This is a genomic window from Pedobacter sp. N23S346 (genome assembly GCF_048515415.1).
Lineage (GTDB): Bacteria > Bacteroidota > Bacteroidia > Sphingobacteriales > Sphingobacteriaceae > Pedobacter.
In genome coordinates this window covers 164,892-184,785 of sequence record NZ_JBLYEE010000007.1, presented here as the reverse complement: position 1 = coordinate 184,785, position 19,894 = coordinate 164,892, and the positions used below count along the sequence as shown (strand labels likewise).

Below are 19,894 nucleotides of genomic sequence, written 5' to 3'. Positions count from 1 at the left end.
TCATCCGGCAACCATCGATCGAAAAGTGAGGTTTACTCTTGGGGTAGCAATTTTTTTTGTTGGAGGTAAACGATGCAGCCAATTAGTTTGTGTTGTGTCTTTCATCTCCAACAAACTACCGTTTTCTAAAAACATACCAATGGTTTCTTTGGAGACCTTATGTTTAAGAAGAAACTTTCTTTCTGCACCAAAACTCATTGATGCGATGCTGGTATTTTTACCCAGGGCTTTCTCGTCATCACTGTGGTAAGCCATACCTTCGTCGCCATTGTGGTACAGATTTAACAAGCAGGAATTATATTTCGAGCCTGTATTTTCTTCGGCAATGCTTTTAAGTTCGAGCAATTCTTTTGTCCACGGTAAGGCATATTTTGTGGTTTTTGAATAAGTGTACGCGTATTCAAGATCCCCATACCAGGCCACCTTTCTTTTGGTAATAATATGTTTTCCCATAATAAAAGCTTCATCATTCTTCCACTCAATGGTGTTCATCAGCGCTTCGAAATAAGCATTGGCCTTTCTAATGGGAAATAATGGACCGAAATAACGCACTGTGCCATCATAAGGCAAGAGGTTTTTATTGTTATCTATTGTTGAACTGAACAAATCCATTTTTTATATTTCGTGTGTAAACAGTGCGTACAGGGTCTGAAGCCTGCGTCAATTGCTTGCTTGTCTGAATGAAAAAATACCCGGTTTTCTCTTTTCATCCTTTTGCCGGATTTACATTGCAGGCTACCGTAAATTTTTAGCTTAAGATTTCCGCCAAGGCAAATTTCTTTATTTTTTATCTTTTTTGTTAAGTCAGCAGATGATAAAGCAACGTGATTCAACATATTTACAATGAGTCGGTCTCTGTTTTTGCTGCTTCCCAGCCAATGATAGCTGTTTTACGATTGGTGCCCCAGTGATAGCCGCCCAATGCGCCACTGGCCTGGATGACCCGATGGCAAGGAATTAAAAAGGCAACAGGATTATCACCAATTGCAGTGCCTACCGCTCTGGATGCTTTAGGATTATCGACCTTCCGGGCAATGTTTCCATAAGTAGATAACTTCCCCATGGGGATTTTCAAAAGCGTTTCCCAAACTTTTAACTGGAATGCGGTGCCTTTCAAATGTAGCTTCACCTGGTTTAGTTTTGTCCAGTCGTTTTGGAAAATTAAAAGCGCATTTTGCTGAATAGGATCAAGTCTCCTGATAAAGTTTGCCGCTGGAAATTTAGCTTTTAACTGCATCAATGCAATTTCCTCCTCTTCAGAAAAAACGAGGTGGCAAATTCCTTTTAGTGTTGATGCCACAATAATAGTTCCGAAAGGTGTTTCCGCAAAACTGTAACTGATTACTAAATTCTCGCCACCATTTTTATATTCTCCAGGTGTCATCCCTTCAATGTTTACGAATAAATCATGTAGTCTGCTGGTTCCAGAAAGGCCGGTTTCTAATGCCGTTTCAAATAGTGATGCCTGATTTTCTTTCAGACATTTTTTGGCATAACCAATGCTGATGTATTGAAGAAACCTTTTCGGACTAGTACCTGCCCATTCGCTGAATAATCGCTGAAAATGATAAGGACTTAGGTTAGCTTTCTCCGCAATCTCTTCCAAACTAGGTTGACTTTTAAAATTTAATTGAATAAAATTTATGGCCTCTGTAATCCGGGTAAAATTGATTTCTTCTTGTGCTTTCATTACTTTATTAATTATACACAAAACTACAGCAGTAATTGGATTTAATACACCCGATAATTGCTATGTTTTCATAGAATAATAGCTTATTATAACTTCTCCTCTCTCTTTACCAATAGAAACTCTTCATTACTTAATGCTAAATAGCCAAACTCATAACAAAATACATACTTGTTCCCATTTTTAGCTACATAGGTATGTGTATGATAATCGAAATTAAAGCCAGCGGTGAGCATCTTCTTCTTTGATACCTTAACCTTTCCATCTGGATTAAACCTCGCTAAGAGTTTCCTGTTTTTCTTAAGAATTACATTGATGCTATTGAATACAATTCCGTTTTCACTTTTGAGGCGATTATTGTAATTGTTTCTGCAATTATCATCACAAAATTTTTTATCGGTTCTGCCTTTTACAACAAGACCACAATCTAAACACAAGCGTTCCATAATAATCAGGTTAAATATTATGGGATGATGTTTAAAACTAATAAAAATTTATTTGTGGGCAAAATAATACTTTGATTAGACAGGGTAAGAATTTAAAACGATGTAGAAGTTGTCATTCTGATGGATAATTTAGTTCCATAAAATTTAATATTAATGGCGTTAATTTATGTTTTTGAAATATAGGTGGTTAGCAATATATGTCAATGGTAGTTATTTGAAGAAAACTTCTGTATCATATTATAGTTTTGGTTTATTGTTGATTTAGGCTGACATAAAATCTTTTTTAATATGTCTCATTGCGATTGCGTTAAATATCGAATGAAAAGGTGATTTTATATCATAACGCCCTAGTGTGGTCGAATTAATAAATATCCGATCCTGATCAAACATTACTGTAATCTGCTTTCCCCAGCCAAAGAGTCCTGCTTTCTTTTTACATTTAATAACGTTTTTCCCGGAATCATTAAGTGTAAATTCGGGATACCTTAATTTTAAAATTTCAATAATTTTAATTCTGTTTATAGTTTGATTGGTTCCGTTAATCATAGTAAGATGATTAATAAAATACAAACCAGTCAGCAAGAACACCCAGAAAATTGAAATTAAAAATAAGCCAGTAGTAGTGATCTGATTATTGTTATTAAACAATGGTAAAACGGGTAGCGCCAGACAGATGATCCAGATGAAATTTTCGAAGAGCCTATTAAAAACCAATTCGGTATTAGCATGATATATTAATCGATGTTTCCTGATACTGCGTTGCTTATCGATTTGTGATCTCATATTTAAATGTAGAAATATTCTTTAAATATTAAGAAAGACCCTATGAGGCCAAATTCCATTTTGCTCTCCTGGATTATCATTATCCGTGTTTAAACGTTTATAAACGACTATAAATATTTAATACCCGAATAGAATTTTTCACTGTTTGCACCTTTGTTTTGTCGGTAGCGAGGAATCTACCGTTCATTAAACAATTAGAAACTTAAATTTAAAAGATCATGGAAAGTGCAATCAACAAAGTAGTATTAAGCGGTTTTGCAGGAGCAGATGCGGAGGTAAAAAATGTATCGGGAAGTCAAAGATTAGCCAGGGTAAATCTTGCGGTACATGAGTATTATAAAAATGCATCCGGCGAAGAAATGAAACGAACAAACTGGTTTTCACTAACATTTTGGAATGATAAAGCTGATCTGGCTTCAGCTCAAATCAAAAAAGGTACCAGATTAACGATAGAAGGTAGATTGATAACCGGATCATACGTAGCCAAAGACGGGACGAAAAAATTCACAACAGACGTTGTGGTGAACGAAGTGGTTATCAAAGAAATTGATTTAGCCAATTAGTTAGCTGCTAATTATATTGAATAAAGTAATCAAGCCAGGTAAAGCCTGATTACTTTATTCATCAAAGTTTAATTGATGTTCCGAGGTAATAGTTAATACTTGCTGCGGCATTATAGTATCTGCCACCCATTGCGTTTAAATCATTTCCCAGGCTGTACTTCTGGTTTAAAAGGTTATTTACTCCGCCGAAAACTTCTAATTTGATTTTTTTAATGCGGATGTTGCGCATCCCTGTCTTAAGTTCAACCAGGTGATAGTTTTTTGCAAAAACAGTATTGCCATCATTTAGTGGAATACTAGCGGTATAATTATGTTGGGCAAAAAAGTATAAGCCTTTGCTAAATTGAAAATCTAAACTGCTCACTACTACATTTGCCGGAACACCAGTTAACTTATTTCTGTCGAAACTTACATTGCCTATAGTAAATTCTCTAAATCTGAAATGACTATAAGTGTAATTGCTTTTTAATTCGATTGCTTTTAAAAATGAAACGCTGTTTCTGATGAGCCAAAATGCGGTTTCCAGTTCCAGTCCTTTTTGTGTTGTTCCACCTGCATTAATAAAGAATTCTGCATCGTTTGCATTCAGACGTCTCACAATCGCATCGTTTAGGTTAAATTGGAAAACATTTGCGGCAATACGGAGGCGATTATTCTTCAGGTGATACCTAAAACCTGCTTCATAGTTCCAGCCTAGTTCTGCCTGTATGTTGTTATTGATATTATTATCTGAAGCCCTTACTTCGGCAATGGTAGGTGGTGAATAGCCTTTACTTACAGATGCCCTGATTGACAGTTCGTTGTTGATCAGATATGATGCGGCCAGTTTTGGCATCAGTTCGGCGTCAAATTTTCTTTCTCTTTTAGCCACAGTTACTGGCAGAAAGCTTTCATAATTGTATTTATAGAAATTTAAACTGGAAGCCAATTCAATCAAAAGCTTATTACTAATGTCTAGGTTAAATCTCAGAAAGGCAAAATTCTGGTTTGCCTTCAGGTGATCAAAAGCTTGTATGGCAGCAGGGGAGCCAGCATTATTATCAAAATTTTTAATCTGGGTTTTCGTTGCACCGCTCTCCACGCCAAGTTGAGCATTGAATTTGATGAGATTACTGGTTTTTTGATAATCAACGAAAGTTCGCAGTCCTAATGTACCTTCGTAGCGTTTTTCGTAATTAGTGATAAATGGATTTTTGAAATCTGTATAACTTCCGAATAATGCAATTACGTGTTTAAAGTTTTTACTGATCTGGTAATTGTTTGATAGGCCGCCAAACAATGTTTTATTGTAAATGGCTGCCTGCTGCGTCACTGCGCCTGGTAGCGTTGCTGTTGCAGGTCTGGCTGCTTTAGCGTCGAGTTCAAATTGTGCCAGCGTTAAGCCGCCTGGGGTTTCATAATTTAAGTCGCTGTAGAAAGCATAAAGTTTTAAATTCCCTTTATTACTGTAGTCCCACTGATGATTGGTTTGGAAATATTTTCTTTCCATAGCACTGTGTTCGCGAAATCCATCGCTTCTTTGGTAGCCCTGCATAAAGCTAAAACTGTAATTCTTATATTTTCGCTGAATACTGGCCGTTTGATGAAATAAATCATATGAGCCAGCAGTAATAGTTGCTGCAATACTATTTTCATTTATAGGTTGTGGAGAGATCAGAATTGCGCCGCCGGTATTGGCACCAAAAACACTGGCTTCCGGACCTTTATAAATTTCAATGTTTGCAATAGAAAGTGGGTCTAAGGCATTTAAGTAAGTGTTTCCACCCGCATCTGTCAATGGGAAATCATCAATATAGATTTTAATATTCCTGATCCCAAAAGGTGAACGAAGCAAACTGCCACGCAGGGATAGCCGGTAACTACCAGGTGACCTTTCTTCCATTCTTAAGCCGGGAACGGTATTGAATGTACTTACCAATGAACTGTTTTGCTGATTCCTGATCATATTACTATCAATTAAACTTACTGCTGAAACGGATCTTAACAGCGGTTGATTATTGTAGTAGCCACGAACAACGACTTCATTTAATTTTTTAGTAGAATCAGTTTTACTTATTTGCGCAAATGTGGTAATGGAAAGAAATAAGGAAATTGAAGTAAAAAGTATTTTCAATATTTTAAATTTTAGTAAAAATAACAAGGAGATGCGTGCTTCCACCATCTCCTCGTATTTTATTATGAATAATTAATTATTTTGCAGCTACTCGCCAAACTACACCACTTACATCATCGGCAACCAATAAAGCGCCATCTGGAGTTAAGGTTACGCCAACAGGTCGGCCATATACATCAGCTTTATCAGCATCAGCAACAAAGCCTGTTAAAAAATCTTCTGGTTTGCCTGATGGTTTTCCATCTTTAAATGGAACAAAAATCACTTTATAACCAGCAATTTCTGAGCGGTTCCATGAACCGTGCTGCCCAATGAAAGCACCTCCCTGGTATTTTGAAGGATATTTAGTTCCTTTATAAAAGGCCAGACCTAATGATGCAGTATGTGATCCGACAGGAACATCAGGTGCAATTGTTTTTTTAACCAGCTCTGGATTCTTCCCTTTTAATCTAGGGTCTTCATTTTGACCATAATATGCGTAAGGCCAGCCATAAAAAGCACCCTCTTTTACACTTGTGATATAATCCGGAACCAAATCATCACCTAAGCCATCACGTTCGTTAACGGCGGTCCATAACATATTTGATCCTGGCGCCCAATCTATTCCAACCGGATTCCGTAAACCTGCAGCATAAACTTTTTCACCTGTACCATCGGGATTGATCTCCAGAATATTCGCTCTTCGAACTTCATTTTCCATTCCATTTTCACCAACATTACTTCCTGATCCTACGGTAACATAAATTTTGCTTTTATCTGCATTCGCAATTAAGTTTCTCGTCCAGTGGTTATTGTAACCACCTGCGGGCAGGCTCATAATTTTCTTACCTGTGCTCGTTATTTTTGTATCTCCACTTTTGTAGGGATATTGCCAAATGCCATCAGTATTGGCTACGTAGAAAGAATTTCCGATGATTAACATGCCATAAGGCTGATTTAAACCAGTTAAAAAGGTAGTTGTTAATTCTGGTTTTCCATCTTTGTTTGCATCTCTATACAGTAAAATCGTGTTGGCACTTTGTCCTGCAACTTCAGATTTTGATTTTCCGGTTACGGCATTCGCAACTTTTTCTTTTGTACTGCGTTCAGAATTGGAAAGCGCTACAAGTACATCTCCATTTGGTGCTACAATGGTATTGCGTGGACTTTTAATGTTGGTAGCAAATCTCGTTACTACAAACCCTTCTGGCGCAACCGGCGTTTTGTTTTCCGGCCAACCAATCACTTTGCTGAATTTATCTTTAGACGCTGTCGTATCTGGAGCAGGCAGGTTAAGAGATTCACTTGCAGTTGTAACAGTGGTATCTGTACCCTGCGGCGCTGATTTAGAGCCTGATTGGCAACTCGTAAGATAGGCCACAGAGAGTATTGAGGCGTAAAAATAATATTTTTTCATGTTTTTCTTTTTTCGTGAATAAGAAGATTTTCGAAATGATAACATTTTAAATGCAGAGATGTTTGTTAAATAAAACCTATTCAAATCACTGAAACGAATAACTAAAAATTATTTTGCTGAAAGTTTAATTACCCAAAATTTTCCCTTTTTCTATATCAAATTCTGCTTGTGATAAAATTCCCATATCAAGCAGCTCTTTCAAATCCAGTAAAGCTTGTTTTTTAGCAGCCAGATCAAGTTTTGGTTTTTCATCAGTTACTGTAGTTTCATTTGGTTTACTGAAACTCACCTGAGTTGATGGATGGTACTGAAGTAAAAGCACTGTGATTTCGTTAAACCCTTTAATGTTTGCATAATCTATTGCTTTTTGTTCTTTGGCATTTACAATCGTTCCATCAGCCTTATGCTCTAATAGCAATTTCACAATATCTTTTTTGCCATTCGCAGCAGCATAATGCAATGCAGTATTACCACTTTCATCCTGAATATTAATATTTGCTTCTTTCTCAATCAGTAATTTCACCATGCTCACATTTCCGCTTTTTGCTGCTACATGAAGCAGGCTTTCACCACCATAACCATATTCGGTATCCAGGGAAAAAGTACTGGCTGAAGATAGATTCGTAGCGCTTTCCACCCAGTCTAAGTAGGAGTACATCGATGTTTCATCACCTGAAACAGGTTTAGAATAATTGACATCAACACCATTCTCCAGGAATAAAGCCACAATTTCTTTTTGATTGTTTGCGCAAGCATACCAAATCGGCGATTGCCCGTTTTTAGATGATACCAATACATCAGCACCTTTATCCATTAATAGTTTGATCAACATTCTGTTGCTATCATAGCAGGCTTGTAGTAAGGCACTTTCTCCGTTATGGTTAACGTGGTTGATGTTTGCTCCGTTTTCCAAGAGGAGTTCCGTTACAGGGATGTTTTTAGAAACCACTGCAAATAATAAAGGTGTGTTACCGCTTTTATTCGTGGTGTTTACGTTTGCACCTTTATCCAATAGGGTTTTTACAATTTCTTTATTCCTCCAGCTGGCCGCAATCAGAAGTGGTGTTTCTGCTTCGTTATTTTCTTCGTCTACTGCCAATCCGTTATCCAGTAATTTTTCCAGCACTTCAATCTGGCCACTTTGTGCGGTTAAATGAAGCAAGCTATTGCCTGCTAAATCTTTAATATCTGCTTTTGCACCTTGTGATAAAAGATACAGTGCGGTTTGCTTCTGTTTTTGTAGACAAGCAAAATAAAGAGGTGTTTCGCCAGCGTGGTCTTCGTAATTTAAATCTGCTCCGGCATTAATTAAAAGCTGAACAAGATCTAAATAACCACGATGCGCTGCATAATGCAATGCTGTTCTTCCATTTTCATCAGTATAACCCACTTCAACTTCACCATTGGCTAATAAAAGCTCGGCTATTTTTCTTTTGCCGCTTTCGCAGGCAATTATAAATGACATCGACATATTTTTCCTGAATCAGATTTAAGCGTTTTTCATTAATAGTTCTACCGTTTTTATTTTCAGATTATCATCAGAAGCAAGCATGAGTGGCGTTTTATCTTCATCGTTGCTAATAGAAACATCTGCTCCATTTTCAAGCAATAGTTTTACTTTTTTGTAAGTCTCTTTTGCCTTCTCAGCTTCGAAATTTACGTTGTATGCGCATACTTTATGAAGAAGGGTATTGCCATGATTATCCTGACGGTTAACATCTATGCTACCCGAATCCAGAACAGCCTGAAGAATTTCTGGTTGCTTTTCTGCGATTAAATCTATTGGTGTTTTTTCTTTACTGTAATAGGTACTGGCCTGGTAAATATCTGCACCATCACTAATCATTGTACTTAATAGCTCAAGATTTTTTTCGCTTGCATACATCATCCTTAGAAATTCGAAAAGAGTATTCACGCCATTTTTATTGATTGTATCAAAATCGGGGCTGCCAAAGTCTCTAATTTTTAGGTAGATATTGAGGTCTTGTTTCTGCGCTACAGCATAGAAAAACGCTGAATTTCCATCCTGATCCAGCTCATTAGGATTTGCGCCATTTTGTAATAGAATATCGAGATACTCTGGTTTGTTAAATTCAATCGCGGCAATTAACGGTGTCTTATTTACAATATTAACTGCGTTTACGTCTAACCCCTCGTTGATCAGTAATTCCAGATATGCGATAGAAAGCTGCGGTTTCATCAAGTTAGTTTTGATCACCTGGTGGATAAGATTTTCTTCTGCGTTATTAGTGAAGTTGATATCGCATCCGGTATCTATTAATATTTTAATCTTTTCTACACTGACCCCTTTTTCAAGGAAATAATTGATGAGTGTTTTTGCTTCTACTTCATCATTAATGTTATCACATTTAGAGATGAAATCCTGAAAAAACCCTAGTGCTTTATCATCATTTTTTAAGTTCCAGATCATATTTCCAAACACACTTTTATCGAAACTATCAAATTCATAAACGTCGGTTTCAATCCATTTGCCAGCCACTAATTCATTGATGATTTCGTATTGCTCATTGCTGAATAAACGTTCTAAAATTTGGGATTTTTGATGTTCGGGAATATTTTTTGATAATTTCTCACCTGATTGGATTGACGAGAATGCCTGATCAAACTGTTTTTGCATTAATAGTTGTTCTAAATTCTGTTCACTCATAGATATTATAGGTATAGGTTAAAATTAAGAGCTATGCGTTGTAATGCCTGAAATTGAGGAAATACATTCGCCGTGGCGAATAGCCCGTTTGTTTCGTCTTCTTTCATAACAAATCCTGATCCAATTATGAAAAAGTAACCATCAGGAGGTACTTATTTTAGTGGTTAAAAATAGGGTAGGGTTATTTGTTATTTAAAAATCAGGGGCTAAAATTTAATGTTTTACCAAACACAAATAACATTACGATGTTCCTTAATTCATTCGTTTATTTTATCTTTAGGCGATTTTAAGAAAAGGTCGGTTTGTAATTTTAACCGATTAAATAGTTAACCTTATAAAGCAAAATCAATATAAACATGTCAAATACATCAAAAATTATCTACACCAAAACCGATGAGGCGCCAATGCTGGCAACTTATTCACTTTTACCAATAGTACAAGCTTTTACCGCATCAGCAGGTATTGATGTAGAAACCAGAGATATTTCTTTATCGGGAAGAATTTTGGCAAACTTTCCTGAGTATTTAAAAGACGATCAAAAAATTGGTGATGCTTTAGCTGAACTGGGTGCATTGGCTACCACCCCAGAAGCAAACATCATTAAATTACCAAATATATCAGCATCTATTCCTCAATTAGTTGGTACCATTACCGAGTTACAGGCTCAGGGTTTTGCCATTCCAAATTATCCGGATAACGCAAAAACGGAAGAAGAAAAAGCCATCAAAACAAAATATGCAAAAGTTTTAGGTTCTGCAGTAAACCCGGTTTTACGTGAAGGTAACTCAGATCGCAGGGCACCAAAGGCAGTTAAAAATTATGCAAAACAAAATCCGCATTCGATGGGGAAATGGTCTGCTGATTCAAAAACAGTAGTGGCTAGCATGACGGAAGGTGATTTTTACGGTTCGGAAAAATCAGTTACTATCGCCGATGCCTCTCAATTTAAAATCGAATTTGTAGCAGAGGATGGTTCAGTTACTGAATTGAAAGGTTTATCTCCTTTAAAAGCAGGTGAGGTAATTGATAGTTCTGCTTTAAGTTTATCTGCTTTAAAATCTTTTGTTGCTAAAGAAGTCGAAGTTGCGAAGGCTGCAGGTGTTTTGTTATCTGCTCACTTAAAGGCTACAATGATGAAAGTATCGGATCCGATTATTTTCGGAGCAATTGTAGAGGTTTATTTTGCAGATGTTTTTACTAAATATGCAGCGCTTTTTAAAGAAATTAATGTTGATACCCGCAATGGTTTAGGTGATGTTTTTGCGAAAATTGCTGGTCGCCCGGAACAAGCCGAAGTGGAAGCTGCTATTGCTGCCGCAATTGAAAACGGCCCGGCTTTGGCTATGGTAAATTCTGATAAAGGGATTACGAATCTTCACGTTCCTAGTGATGTGATTGTTGATGCTTCTATGCCTGCAATGATCCGTACTTCTGGTCAGATGTGGAACAAAGATGGTAACGCTCAGGACACTATTGCTTTAATTCCTGATCGTTGCTATGCTGGCGTATATACTGCAACAATTGAAGACTGTAAAGCACATGGCGCTTTTGATGTAACTACAATGGGCTCCGTTCCAAATGTAGGTTTAATGGCTCAAAAAGCTGAAGAATATGGTTCACACGATAAAACTTTTCAAGCTATTGCAAATGGAACTATTCAGGTAACTGATGCAGATGGTAAAGTTTTCTTCGATCAAAAAGTGGAACAAGGAGATATTTTCCGCATGTGCCAAACTAAGGATGCACCCATTCAGGATTGGGTTAAATTAACCGTAAACAGAGCTCGTTTATCTGAAACACCAGCAGTATTCTGGTTAGATGAAAACAGAGCACACGATAGAGAAATTATTGCTAAAGTAAATACTTATTTAAAAGACTACGATACTGAAGGCTTGGATATCCGCATTCTTGCACCTATCGAAGCGACCAAATTTACCTTGGAGCGTATTCGTAAAGGTGAAGATACCATTTCCGTTACCGGTAACGTATTGCGTGATTATTTAACAGATTTGTTTCCGATTTTAGAATTGGGTACTTCGGCTAAAATGTTATCTATTGTTCCGTTAATGAATGGTGGTGGTTTATTTGAAACCGGTGCTGGTGGTTCTGCTCCAAAACATATTGAGCAGTTTATTGCTGAAGGTTATTTACGCTGGGATTCTTTAGGTGAATTCCTTGCGCTTCAGGCATCTTTAGAGCATTTATCTCAAACACAAAATAATGCTAAAGCGCAGGTCTTAGCTGATGCATTAGATGAAGCAAATGCCAAATTCTTAGCAACTGATAAATCTCCTGGTAGAAAATTAGGTACAATCGATAACCGTGGTTCTCATTTTTATTTAGCTTTATATTGGGCAGAAGCTTTAGCCGCTCAAAGTAAAGATGCTGAATTGCAGGCTAGATTTGCGCCACTGGCGAAAGCTTTAGCTGAAAAAGAATCAAAAATTACCGAAGAATTAATTGCTTCTCAAGGTAAGCCACAAAATATTGGTGGTTATTATCATCCAAATGATGAATTAGCGAGCGAAGCAATGCGTCCGAGTGAAACATTGAATGCTGCTCTAGCTTCTTTGTAGTCGCATCCGTTTTATAATTAAAAATCTCCAATTGAATATAACTTCGATTGGAGATTTTTTTTTTATAGCATCAGAACAGGATAAATCTTTATTCATTCGCAAAGAATTTATCAATATCCCATTTTTCAGGATTGTTTATAATATAGTTTGAAATATTTTCAAAAGCCCTTCCATCACGAATGATGTGGTCGTAGAAGCGAGTCTGCCATCCAAATTCAAATCCCAATCGATTGCAATATTTAGTTACCGCAGATTTATATGAGCCGATAATAGATGAAACAGTATTTTTTCCCTGATTTTGAAAGCGTTGTTGTCCGGGAGATTTTGCAGGTGGGGTGGAGGGGGCTAGAGACAGAGCATGCTCTGTCTGTACTTCTTTATCAAAATTGGCATTATTATCCAAAATTATAATCCCATGCATATGGTTTGGCATCACAATAAATTCTCCTAATTCTATATTTTTATGATGATTCTTAATCTCATACCACATCAAATTGGCAATGACACCAATATTTGATAATATCATTTCTCCGTTTATAATTTTACCGAAATGATGCAGCCTATCTTTCGTGCAAATGGTAATAAAATATTTACCATCCCGACTATAATCCCAGTTTTGTAAACGCGCAGAAGGAATTCTGTATTTGTTTTGATATTTCTCAGTCATGAAGTGAAGAATTATTATGCTAATAAATCGTTTGATTATGGTTGATTTATAGGGATGGGTACGACAAGATAAGAAGTATTTGGTAATTAGAAAATCTGATAGCGATAAATAAATCCTTTTAAAAAGCATAATCTCTCAAAAACCATCTGCCAAACCAGTTGTTATTATTAGAAATAAAATAGGAGATACCATCATGGCAGATAACGAAAATAAAGGATCACAAGATAAAATACACAGCACTACCGAAAACGGTGAAATCAATAAGGAAAATTTGTCATTCGACGAAGTTAAACAGAGTTATGAATTGGATGTAAAAGGAGACGATGAGGATTATGACCATCCAATGGGTTATGAAACTGTAGCTGCTGGTGCAAAAGATGATGATTCTACCTACGACGAGGCAAACCCTTATGTTGGTGATGAATACGCCAGCAACGAAGATATTGCAGAAGATAATTTAGAAGAATTAGGTATGCATGTAGACAATGGCGAGAGTGTGAAACTAAACACTGAAGATGAAATTTTAGCTCGCACACCTGAAGATGATCGTGATGATTTAGATGAAGAAGGTTATCCGGTTAATGACGCACCAGAAAAATAGTTTGCAATCCATAGTTTTCAGTTGGCGATGTTATATTGTCAACTGAAAATTGTAAAATGATTAAGGATTAATATCTAAATTAAATCGTTTGCGCAACTCGTCAAGTTTTGGATTTTTGGTTACCAGATAATCATATTTTTCTCGGTTTCCATAAAGCCTGTTTTCAATTTTTCGTTCAACAAGTTTAAAGGTGATGTCTACTGCAAAATTTTGTAATTGATTTCTCAGATAATTCATTAATTCAACAGATTCCTGAACTACAAATTGTTCCTGAGTTTTGCTTTCCACAGAAATTTCAATTAATACCGGGCTAATCAGCTGCGGTGTAAAGTTATTTAGAATAGTAAACAAATTAATTTTGTCTGCATTCTTTATAATTTGAATGTATTTATTCCAGATTTCGAGTAATTGATCATAGGTGAAGGGTTCCCGAGCTTCTCCTGTAGCCTTCTTCGGACCACTTTCTTCCTCACCGCTAGCAAGACGTTCTAAATCATTTAATGAGGGAATTAATGTACCAATATTTTTTTTCGGAATGTTAATACTTATCGAATTTGCTGAAGAGGAAGGAATTGTTTTTGGTTTCTCTTCTACAGTGGGTAAAGACAGTGTTTTAGTTTTTGGCGGCGGGTTTTGGCTTTCAACTTTAATCTTTACGCTTTCAGCTTTTCCGGCTACGACATCAGTTTTTTTTTTATCCTGATCTTGGTCAGTTGCTGTGTTACTAGGGTTTAAAGGCTGTTGGGCTAATTGGACGACCGATCGAATATGACACATTTTAATCAATGCCAATTCTACCTGTAAACGCTGATTTTTAGAATTCTTATAATTTAAATCGCAAGTGTTTGCTAAATTCAACGCGGTTAACAAGAACGATAACTCGGTTTGTTTGCATTGATCTAAGTATTTCTGTTTTATATTTTCACTAACTTCTAACAACTTTATTGTTGCGGCATCTTTACCTACCAATAGATTGCGGAAATGCGTTGCCAAACCATTAATGAAGTTGTTCCCATCGAAACCATTGTTCAAGATCTCATCAAAAAGGAGCAAAGTCTGACTTACTTCTGCTGCAGTTAAATAAGAGGTAAGTTTGAAGAAATAATCGTAATCTAAAATGTTCAGGTTATCAATTACCGCCTTGTAAGTGATGTTCTTGTTTGCATAACTCGCAATCTGATCGAACATCGAAAGTGCATCACGTAATCCTCCGTCTGCCTTTTGGGCAATTATGTGTAATCCGTCTGATTCGAAAGCAATATTTTCGCGCTGCGCAATTGTAGCCAGGTGATTGGAAATGTCTTCTACCTGAATGCGGTTGAAATCAAAAATCTGACAACGGGATAAAATCGTCGGTAGGATTTTATGTTTCTCTGTCGTGGCTAAAATGAAGATCGCATAAGAAGGTGGTTCCTCTAGTGTTTTCAAAAAGGCATTAAATGCACTTTGAGATAACATGTGAACCTCATCAATAATATAGATTTTATATCTACCGGCTTGTGGCGGGATACGAACCTGCTCAATTAAACTACGGATATCATCAACAGAGTTATTTGATGCCGCATCTAATTCGTGAACGTTAAACGAATGTCCGTTTTGAAAAGATAAACAATTGTCACACGTTCCGCAGGCTTCCATTTCGGCTGTAGGATTGGTACAGTTGATGGTTTTAGCCAGAATACGTGCACAGGTTGTTTTACCAACACCTCTTGGACCGCAGAATAAAAATGCCTGGGCGAGCTGGTTGTTTTTAATGGCATTTTTTAGAGTACCTGTAATATGCTGTTGCCCAACTACGGTTTCAAACGTGGCCGGACGATATTTACGGGCAGAAACTATAAAATTTTCCATCGGCACGAAAATAGGAAAAATTTAGATGTTGCAGGGTTGAAATATTAGGAATGTTGAAAAGTAGGGATGTTGGTTAGTGAAGAGCTGGTGTACAGTAAGCTGGAAACTGAGTTTTCGTAAAGCTGATACAAGATATTCGATTTGAGAAGCTGGATTTGAAACATTAGACTTGGAAAGTTAATCTTACTACTTGATTCTTACTACTCAATACTTGCTACTAATATACTCCCTTACTTAATAATCGATTTCAATTCATTTCTGTATTCAGATGCACTTTTTCCTGTAAACTCATGGAAGATTTTATTGAAATGACTGAAGTTATTAAAGCCACTTTCATAAGATATGGCTGTAATGCCCATGTGTTTTTCTGATAAAAGCTTAGAAGCATGAACCACGCGGTATTCATTTACAAAGCGGGTAAAAGTTTTTTTGGTTATTTTTTTAAAGTATCTGCAAAAGGAGGGAACCGTCATGGCAGACATTTCTGCAATATCTTCCAGGCTGATTTGTTCCTGAAAATGATCTTTCACATAATTAAAGATCATATTAATCCGATCGTTATCCTGAATTTGTGTTTCTATAGAAAACCCGGAAGCATTTAAAATCTTAAAGTCTTTCGTTGCTTCTAATGCTTTAAGCACACCGAGTAGGGTTAGCAACTTATTAAAAGGTTGTTGAAACTCCATATCTTCAATCAGTCTACCTACTTCTTTCTTGGTTTGCTCGCCGAAAGCAATTCCTCCTTTGGCTTTATCAAATAGTTCACCAATCCATTTGGCCTCCTGAAGTGTCATGAACCCGCCTCCTAAAAAATCTGGTTTCATCTGGATCACGGTCTCGTTTTTATTTCCGGTGTGGGTATCGGTAAAGCCGCAATGGGGCAGGTTGCTCCCAATGAGTATCAAATCACCATCAGTATAATAAGAAACATGACTTCCAATCTGCCGCTTTCCGGCACCACCGTTTACGAAAACCATTTCTATTTCCGGATGATAATGCCATAAGTGTGCCTTATTATTCTCGTTTTCCACGTATTTGGAATAATAGAAAGAACTTCCGAAGGATGGTTCTACAACTTCAAAGCTTGGTTTTAAAGTTTTCATAATTATTATAAACAAAAATAGCGATAAAATATGCTGTATTGATGTTGAAGTGGTAAAAAATAAAGGCAAGGGTTAATATTGCATAGATATTGGTGAATATGCTCTCTTTTTAGCTGTTTAAAGCAGTGTAATTTTACTTCATAAATTAATTGTTCACTCATAAAGCTATTTAATTATGAAAAAGTTCTTACAAATCGGCCTAATCGCAGCATTATTTTTAACTGCAACTACCACTTTCGCAAAAGATGGTGATTTTACCTTAAAAGTTAAAGGTGAAAATGAAAAGTTTCTTCGTTTTTCTATCGAAGGGAATGAAAATGTTAATTTATCTTTCATAGGAAGTAATAATGAAGTTTTATTCCAGGAAAATATCCAGGCAAAAGCCGCTTCAAGTAAACTTTATGATATAAATGCCTTACCTGAAGGGAAATATACAATTAAAATTGAATCAGATACTAAACTTGCCAATTATAAGGTAGTTATTGAGAACGGTAAAGCAACAGTTTCTGAGCCAGTATTCTTAGATCTTTTTCATCCGTTAATTAAAAAAGATGGAGACTTCATCATTTTAAAAGTAGAAAATGAAGAAGGTAACCCTATCGAAGTTCAAGTGATGAACGAATATAATGATAGTGTTTATACAGAAGTTTTCAAAAATAAGTCAGTATTACAGCGAAAGTTTAATATCAGTAAAACTGATTCTCAATCATTAACATTTGTGGTTAACGTTAAAGGGAAACAATTTTCTAAAACGATAGAATTATATTAAGGTTAAATATTGCTAATTGATGAAGAGATTACCGTTATGGTGATCTCTTTTTTATTTTACATGTATTTGTGTTATTTGTTTTTTATCACCAAAGAGCTGTTGAGCATTCTTACCCGAAATTGTGCTCAATACTTTAAACTTCACATTATACTCTTTAGTCTTTGTTCTTTTATCTTTATTAATTACTCTTTAAGCTTTCCGCTTTAGTCTTTCATCCTTACTCCTTAATCTTTGCTCTTTATTCCTTGCTCTTTAAGCTTTCCGCTTTAGTCTTTGTTCCTTGCTCTTTAATCTTTGTTCTTTCCCTCTAGTCTTTTTCAATTAAAGCTTTGATTTTAAGAAATATATTGTTACTTTTGCATCCCCGTAATATACCTCGGGATTAAAAAATTAAAACATAATTTATAACAATGAATCAGTACGAAACTGTTATCGTTCTAACCCCATTGTTATCTGAAGAGGCTGCAAAAGAGGCATTAGCTAAATTTAAAGCAGTTCTTACTGATAACGATGCCGAAATTATCCAAGAGGATAATTGGGGTTTGAGAAAATTAGCGTATCCAATTGAGAAAAAATCAAATGGATTCTTCAACTTAACTGAATACAAAGCTTCAGGTGATTTGATCGCAAAATTAGAGCTTCAATTAAAACGCGATGAGCGTGTGTTACGTTTCTTAACTATCCGTTTAGACAAACACGCTATTGCTTACAATGAGAAAAAGCGTAGTGGTGCTTTTAACAAAAAAACTAAGGAGGTTGCAGCGTAATGGCAAGAGAACAAATTCAATACGTAACCGCCCCTAAAGTAGAGGATAACCGTAAAAAATATTGCCGTTTCAAGAAAAACGGAATTAAATACATCGATTACAAGGATGCAAACTTTTTGTTGAAATTTATTAACGATCAAGGTAAATTATTACCACGCCGTTTAACGGGTACTTCGTTAAAATTCCAACGTAAAGTAGCTCAGGCAGTTAAACGTGCCCGTCACATCGGTTTGTTACCTTTCGTTGCAGATCAATTAAAATAGGAGGCTAGAGATATGGAAATTATTTTAAAACAAGATATTAAAGGCCTTGGTGAGAAAGATGATGTAGTTAACGTAAAACCAGGTTATGGTCGTAACTATTTAATCCCTCAAGGATTTGGAGCATTAGCTACAATTTCTGCTAAAAAAGTATTGGCAGAAAACTTAAAGCAAGCTGCTTTTAAACAAGATAAAATTAAGAAAGATGCTGAAGGTATCGCTGAGCGTTTAACTGCTGTTAAACTTTCTATTGGTGCTAAAGCTGGCGAAAGCGGAAAAATCTTTGGAGCAGTTAACACTATCCAAATTGCTGAAGCATTAAAAGCACAAGGTTTTGATGTAGATCGTCGTCGTATTACTTTCGAAACTGAACCTAAATTTGTTGGCGAATATGTTGCTAACTTAAACTTACACAAAGAAGTGAAAGTTCAGGTTCCTTTCGAAGTAATCGCTGAATAAGCATTCTTTATTTAGATATTGAAAGTCCCGATGCAAATCGGGACTTTTTTTATATTTAAATTTTTGATGATTAGTCTATCGTAATTAGAATGAATTATAGTTGTTGCGCCGTTAGCCATGCTGTGTATGCTTCTAAACGAGTTCCCAAATAGTTAAGGCAGATTTAATAATAGATGAGGCTTTCCTGTTGGTGTATTTGTTTTTTCTAATTTGAACATTCCTCCATATACCCTGATGGCAAAATGATGATCAGCTATATCTATAAACTGATCTTTTAAACGCCATGATTTTCTCTATTTGTAACAAAGTCAGGGGTGTTTGCTTAAATTGTTGTAATAAAGTCAAGGCAGTTTATTGACTATTCGTGATAAAATCAGGAATGTTGCTACTGGAAATTATGAATTCAATAAATTATATGATGTAAAATGGAAAAGGGATAATGGAATGTAAATTCCATTATCCCTTTTCCATTTTACATTCCCGATTATCCTTTCGGCGTAGTTGGTCTTATTTCAATTTTGCTAGGTAATGTTCTTGCTGGCATAGCTAATAAATCGACAATCAGTTTACCCATATCTTCTGGCTGGATTTTCCAGGCATCGTTTTCAGGATCCGGGCTATGATCATTGAAATGACTAGCAACAGAACCCGGCATAATAGTACTTACCTTCACACCATACTTTCTCAAATCTAACATTACAGATTGTGTAAATCCTGTTAAACCGAACTTGCTCGCGTTGTAAGCAGAACCGCCTGCAAAAAAATTGGTTCCTGCTAAACTCGAAATGGTAAAAATGTAACCTTGGTTCTTCTTGATTTGTTCTACACTTGCCTTAATACTATAAAAAACACCAGTTAAATTAGTATCAATAATATCATTCCATTGTTCAACTTCTATTTCATCTATTGGTGCAAATGCGCCTACACCGGCATTTGCAATTAAGATATCAAGCTGGCCCCATTTTTCAATGATTAAATTTACTGCGCTCTGTTGCGACTCAAAATTTTTAACATCAGCCTCAATGGCTAAAACATCTCCATGCTCAACCAATTGCGATGCTGCCTGGTTTGCACTGTCTATCGTTCTGCTGGTAATTGCTACTTTATAGCCACTTTTTAAGAGTGATTCGGCTATCCCAAATCCAATCCCTTTGCTTCCTCCTGTAATTAATGCTACTTTCATAT

General features: G+C 36.1%; 20 protein-coding genes. 7 read left to right on the top strand and 13 right to left on the bottom strand.

Annotated features, from left to right (window positions below):
* The 5 genes from ACN1CD_RS14185 to ACN1CD_RS14165 all read right to left on the bottom strand — a co-directional run bounded on the left by ACN1CD_RS14185 (position 1) and on the right by ACN1CD_RS14165 (position 2,916).
* Positions 1-612 (bottom strand): alpha-ketoglutarate-dependent dioxygenase AlkB family protein, encoded by a 612-nt coding sequence (locus tag ACN1CD_RS14185; RefSeq protein ID WP_419131038.1) that lies wholly within the window; start codon positions 610-612, stop codon positions 1-3.
* Positions 588-836 carry an Ada metal-binding domain-containing protein gene (locus ACN1CD_RS14180; protein WP_419131037.1) on the bottom strand — a complete coding sequence of 83 codons (249 nt, stop codon included), beginning with the start codon at positions 834-836 and terminating at the stop codon, positions 588-590. Before ACN1CD_RS14180 ends, ACN1CD_RS14185 begins: the two co-directional genes overlap by 25 nt.
* 2 nt (positions 837-838) lie before the next feature.
* A complete protein-coding gene (locus ACN1CD_RS14175) occupies positions 839-1,690 on the bottom strand; it encodes a bifunctional helix-turn-helix domain-containing protein/methylated-DNA--[protein]-cysteine S-methyltransferase (protein WP_419131036.1) in 852 nt (283 codons plus the stop codon).
* A gap of 86 nt (positions 1,691-1,776) precedes the next feature.
* The gene (locus ACN1CD_RS14170; RefSeq protein WP_419131035.1) at positions 1,777-2,133 is read right to left on the bottom strand and encodes a hypothetical protein; all 357 of its coding nucleotides are present in this window, start codon (positions 2,131-2,133) and stop codon (positions 1,777-1,779) included.
* Positions 2,134-2,394: 261 nt separating this feature from the next.
* Positions 2,395-2,916 carry a hypothetical protein gene (locus tag ACN1CD_RS14165; protein WP_419131034.1) on the bottom strand — a complete coding sequence of 174 codons (522 nt, stop codon included), beginning with the start codon at positions 2,914-2,916 and terminating at the stop codon, positions 2,395-2,397.
* Between the two features lie 218 nt (positions 2,917-3,134).
* On the opposite strand from ACN1CD_RS14165, the gene ACN1CD_RS14160 reads away from it, so the two are divergent.
* Positions 3,135-3,479: a single-stranded DNA-binding protein gene (locus tag ACN1CD_RS14160; protein WP_419131033.1), complete on the top strand. Its 345-nt coding sequence runs from the start codon at positions 3,135-3,137 to the stop codon at positions 3,477-3,479.
* 61 nt (positions 3,480-3,540) lie between these two features.
* Here ACN1CD_RS14160 and ACN1CD_RS14155 read toward each other — a convergent pair whose 3' ends face one another.
* The 4 genes from ACN1CD_RS14155 to ACN1CD_RS14140 form a co-directional block, all read right to left on the bottom strand.
* Positions 3,541-5,592, bottom strand: a complete 2,052-nt coding sequence (locus ACN1CD_RS14155; protein WP_419131032.1) for a TonB-dependent receptor — start codon at positions 5,590-5,592, stop codon at positions 3,541-3,543.
* A gap of 76 nt (positions 5,593-5,668) precedes the next feature.
* Positions 5,669-6,988, bottom strand: coding sequence for a PQQ-dependent sugar dehydrogenase (locus ACN1CD_RS14150; protein ID WP_419131031.1), 1,320 nt, complete (start codon positions 6,986-6,988; stop codon positions 5,669-5,671).
* Positions 6,989-7,112: 124 nt separating this feature from the next.
* Positions 7,113-8,453, bottom strand: coding sequence for an ankyrin repeat domain-containing protein (locus ACN1CD_RS14145; RefSeq protein ID WP_419131030.1), 1,341 nt, complete (start codon positions 8,451-8,453; stop codon positions 7,113-7,115).
* Positions 8,454-8,477: 24 nt separating this feature from the next.
* The gene (locus tag ACN1CD_RS14140) at positions 8,478-9,656 is read right to left on the bottom strand and encodes an ankyrin repeat domain-containing protein (protein ID WP_419131029.1); all 1,179 of its coding nucleotides are present in this window, start codon (positions 9,654-9,656) and stop codon (positions 8,478-8,480) included.
* Between the two features lie 356 nt (positions 9,657-10,012).
* Between ACN1CD_RS14140 and ACN1CD_RS14135 the strand changes: the two genes are divergently transcribed.
* Positions 10,013-12,232, top strand: coding sequence for an NADP-dependent isocitrate dehydrogenase (locus ACN1CD_RS14135; RefSeq protein ID WP_419131028.1), 2,220 nt, complete (start codon positions 10,013-10,015; stop codon positions 12,230-12,232).
* An 88-nt stretch (positions 12,233-12,320) separates the two neighbouring features.
* Here ACN1CD_RS14135 and ACN1CD_RS14130 read toward each other — a convergent pair whose 3' ends face one another.
* Entirely contained in the window at positions 12,321-12,899 is a 579-nt protein-coding gene (locus ACN1CD_RS14130) for a transposase (RefSeq protein ID WP_419131027.1), read from the bottom strand.
* Between the two features lie 193 nt (positions 12,900-13,092).
* Here ACN1CD_RS14130 and ACN1CD_RS14125 point away from each other — a divergent pair, with 193 nt between their 5' ends.
* Complete coding sequence (locus ACN1CD_RS14125; RefSeq protein WP_419131026.1) at positions 13,093-13,500, top strand: hypothetical protein; 408 nt, start codon at positions 13,093-13,095, stop codon at positions 13,498-13,500.
* Between the two features lie 60 nt (positions 13,501-13,560).
* Here ACN1CD_RS14125 and ACN1CD_RS14120 read toward each other — a convergent pair whose 3' ends face one another.
* The gene (locus tag ACN1CD_RS14120) at positions 13,561-15,351 is read right to left on the bottom strand and encodes a DNA polymerase III subunit gamma/tau (protein WP_419131025.1); all 1,791 of its coding nucleotides are present in this window, start codon (positions 15,349-15,351) and stop codon (positions 13,561-13,563) included.
* Positions 15,352-15,581: 230 nt separating this feature from the next.
* A complete protein-coding gene (locus ACN1CD_RS14115) occupies positions 15,582-16,454 on the bottom strand; it encodes an AraC family transcriptional regulator (RefSeq protein WP_419131024.1) in 873 nt (290 codons plus the stop codon).
* A 175-nt stretch (positions 16,455-16,629) separates the two neighbouring features.
* Here ACN1CD_RS14115 and ACN1CD_RS14110 point away from each other — a divergent pair, with 175 nt between their 5' ends.
* The 4 genes from ACN1CD_RS14110 (at position 16,630) to rplI (ending at position 18,709) form a co-directional block, all read left to right on the top strand.
* Entirely contained in the window at positions 16,630-17,223 is a 594-nt protein-coding gene (locus ACN1CD_RS14110; protein WP_419131023.1) for a hypothetical protein, read from the top strand.
* A gap of 410 nt (positions 17,224-17,633) precedes the next feature.
* The gene (gene rpsF / locus ACN1CD_RS14105) at positions 17,634-17,990 is read left to right on the top strand and encodes a 30S ribosomal protein S6 (RefSeq protein ID WP_320464279.1); all 357 of its coding nucleotides are present in this window, start codon (positions 17,634-17,636) and stop codon (positions 17,988-17,990) included.
* Positions 17,990-18,253, top strand: coding sequence for a 30S ribosomal protein S18 (gene rpsR, locus ACN1CD_RS14100; protein ID WP_010599582.1), 264 nt, complete (start codon positions 17,990-17,992; stop codon positions 18,251-18,253). The genes rpsF and rpsR overlap by 1 nt, the downstream gene beginning before the upstream one ends.
* A 12-nt stretch (positions 18,254-18,265) precedes the next feature.
* Positions 18,266-18,709, top strand: a complete 444-nt coding sequence (rplI, locus tag ACN1CD_RS14095; protein ID WP_320464278.1) for a 50S ribosomal protein L9 — start codon at positions 18,266-18,268, stop codon at positions 18,707-18,709.
* Positions 18,710-19,193: 484 nt separating this feature from the next.
* Here rplI and ACN1CD_RS14090 read toward each other — a convergent pair whose 3' ends face one another.
* Positions 19,194-19,892, bottom strand: coding sequence for an SDR family oxidoreductase (locus tag ACN1CD_RS14090; RefSeq protein WP_419131022.1), 699 nt, complete (start codon positions 19,890-19,892; stop codon positions 19,194-19,196).
* Positions 19,893-19,894 lie beyond the last annotated feature (2 nt).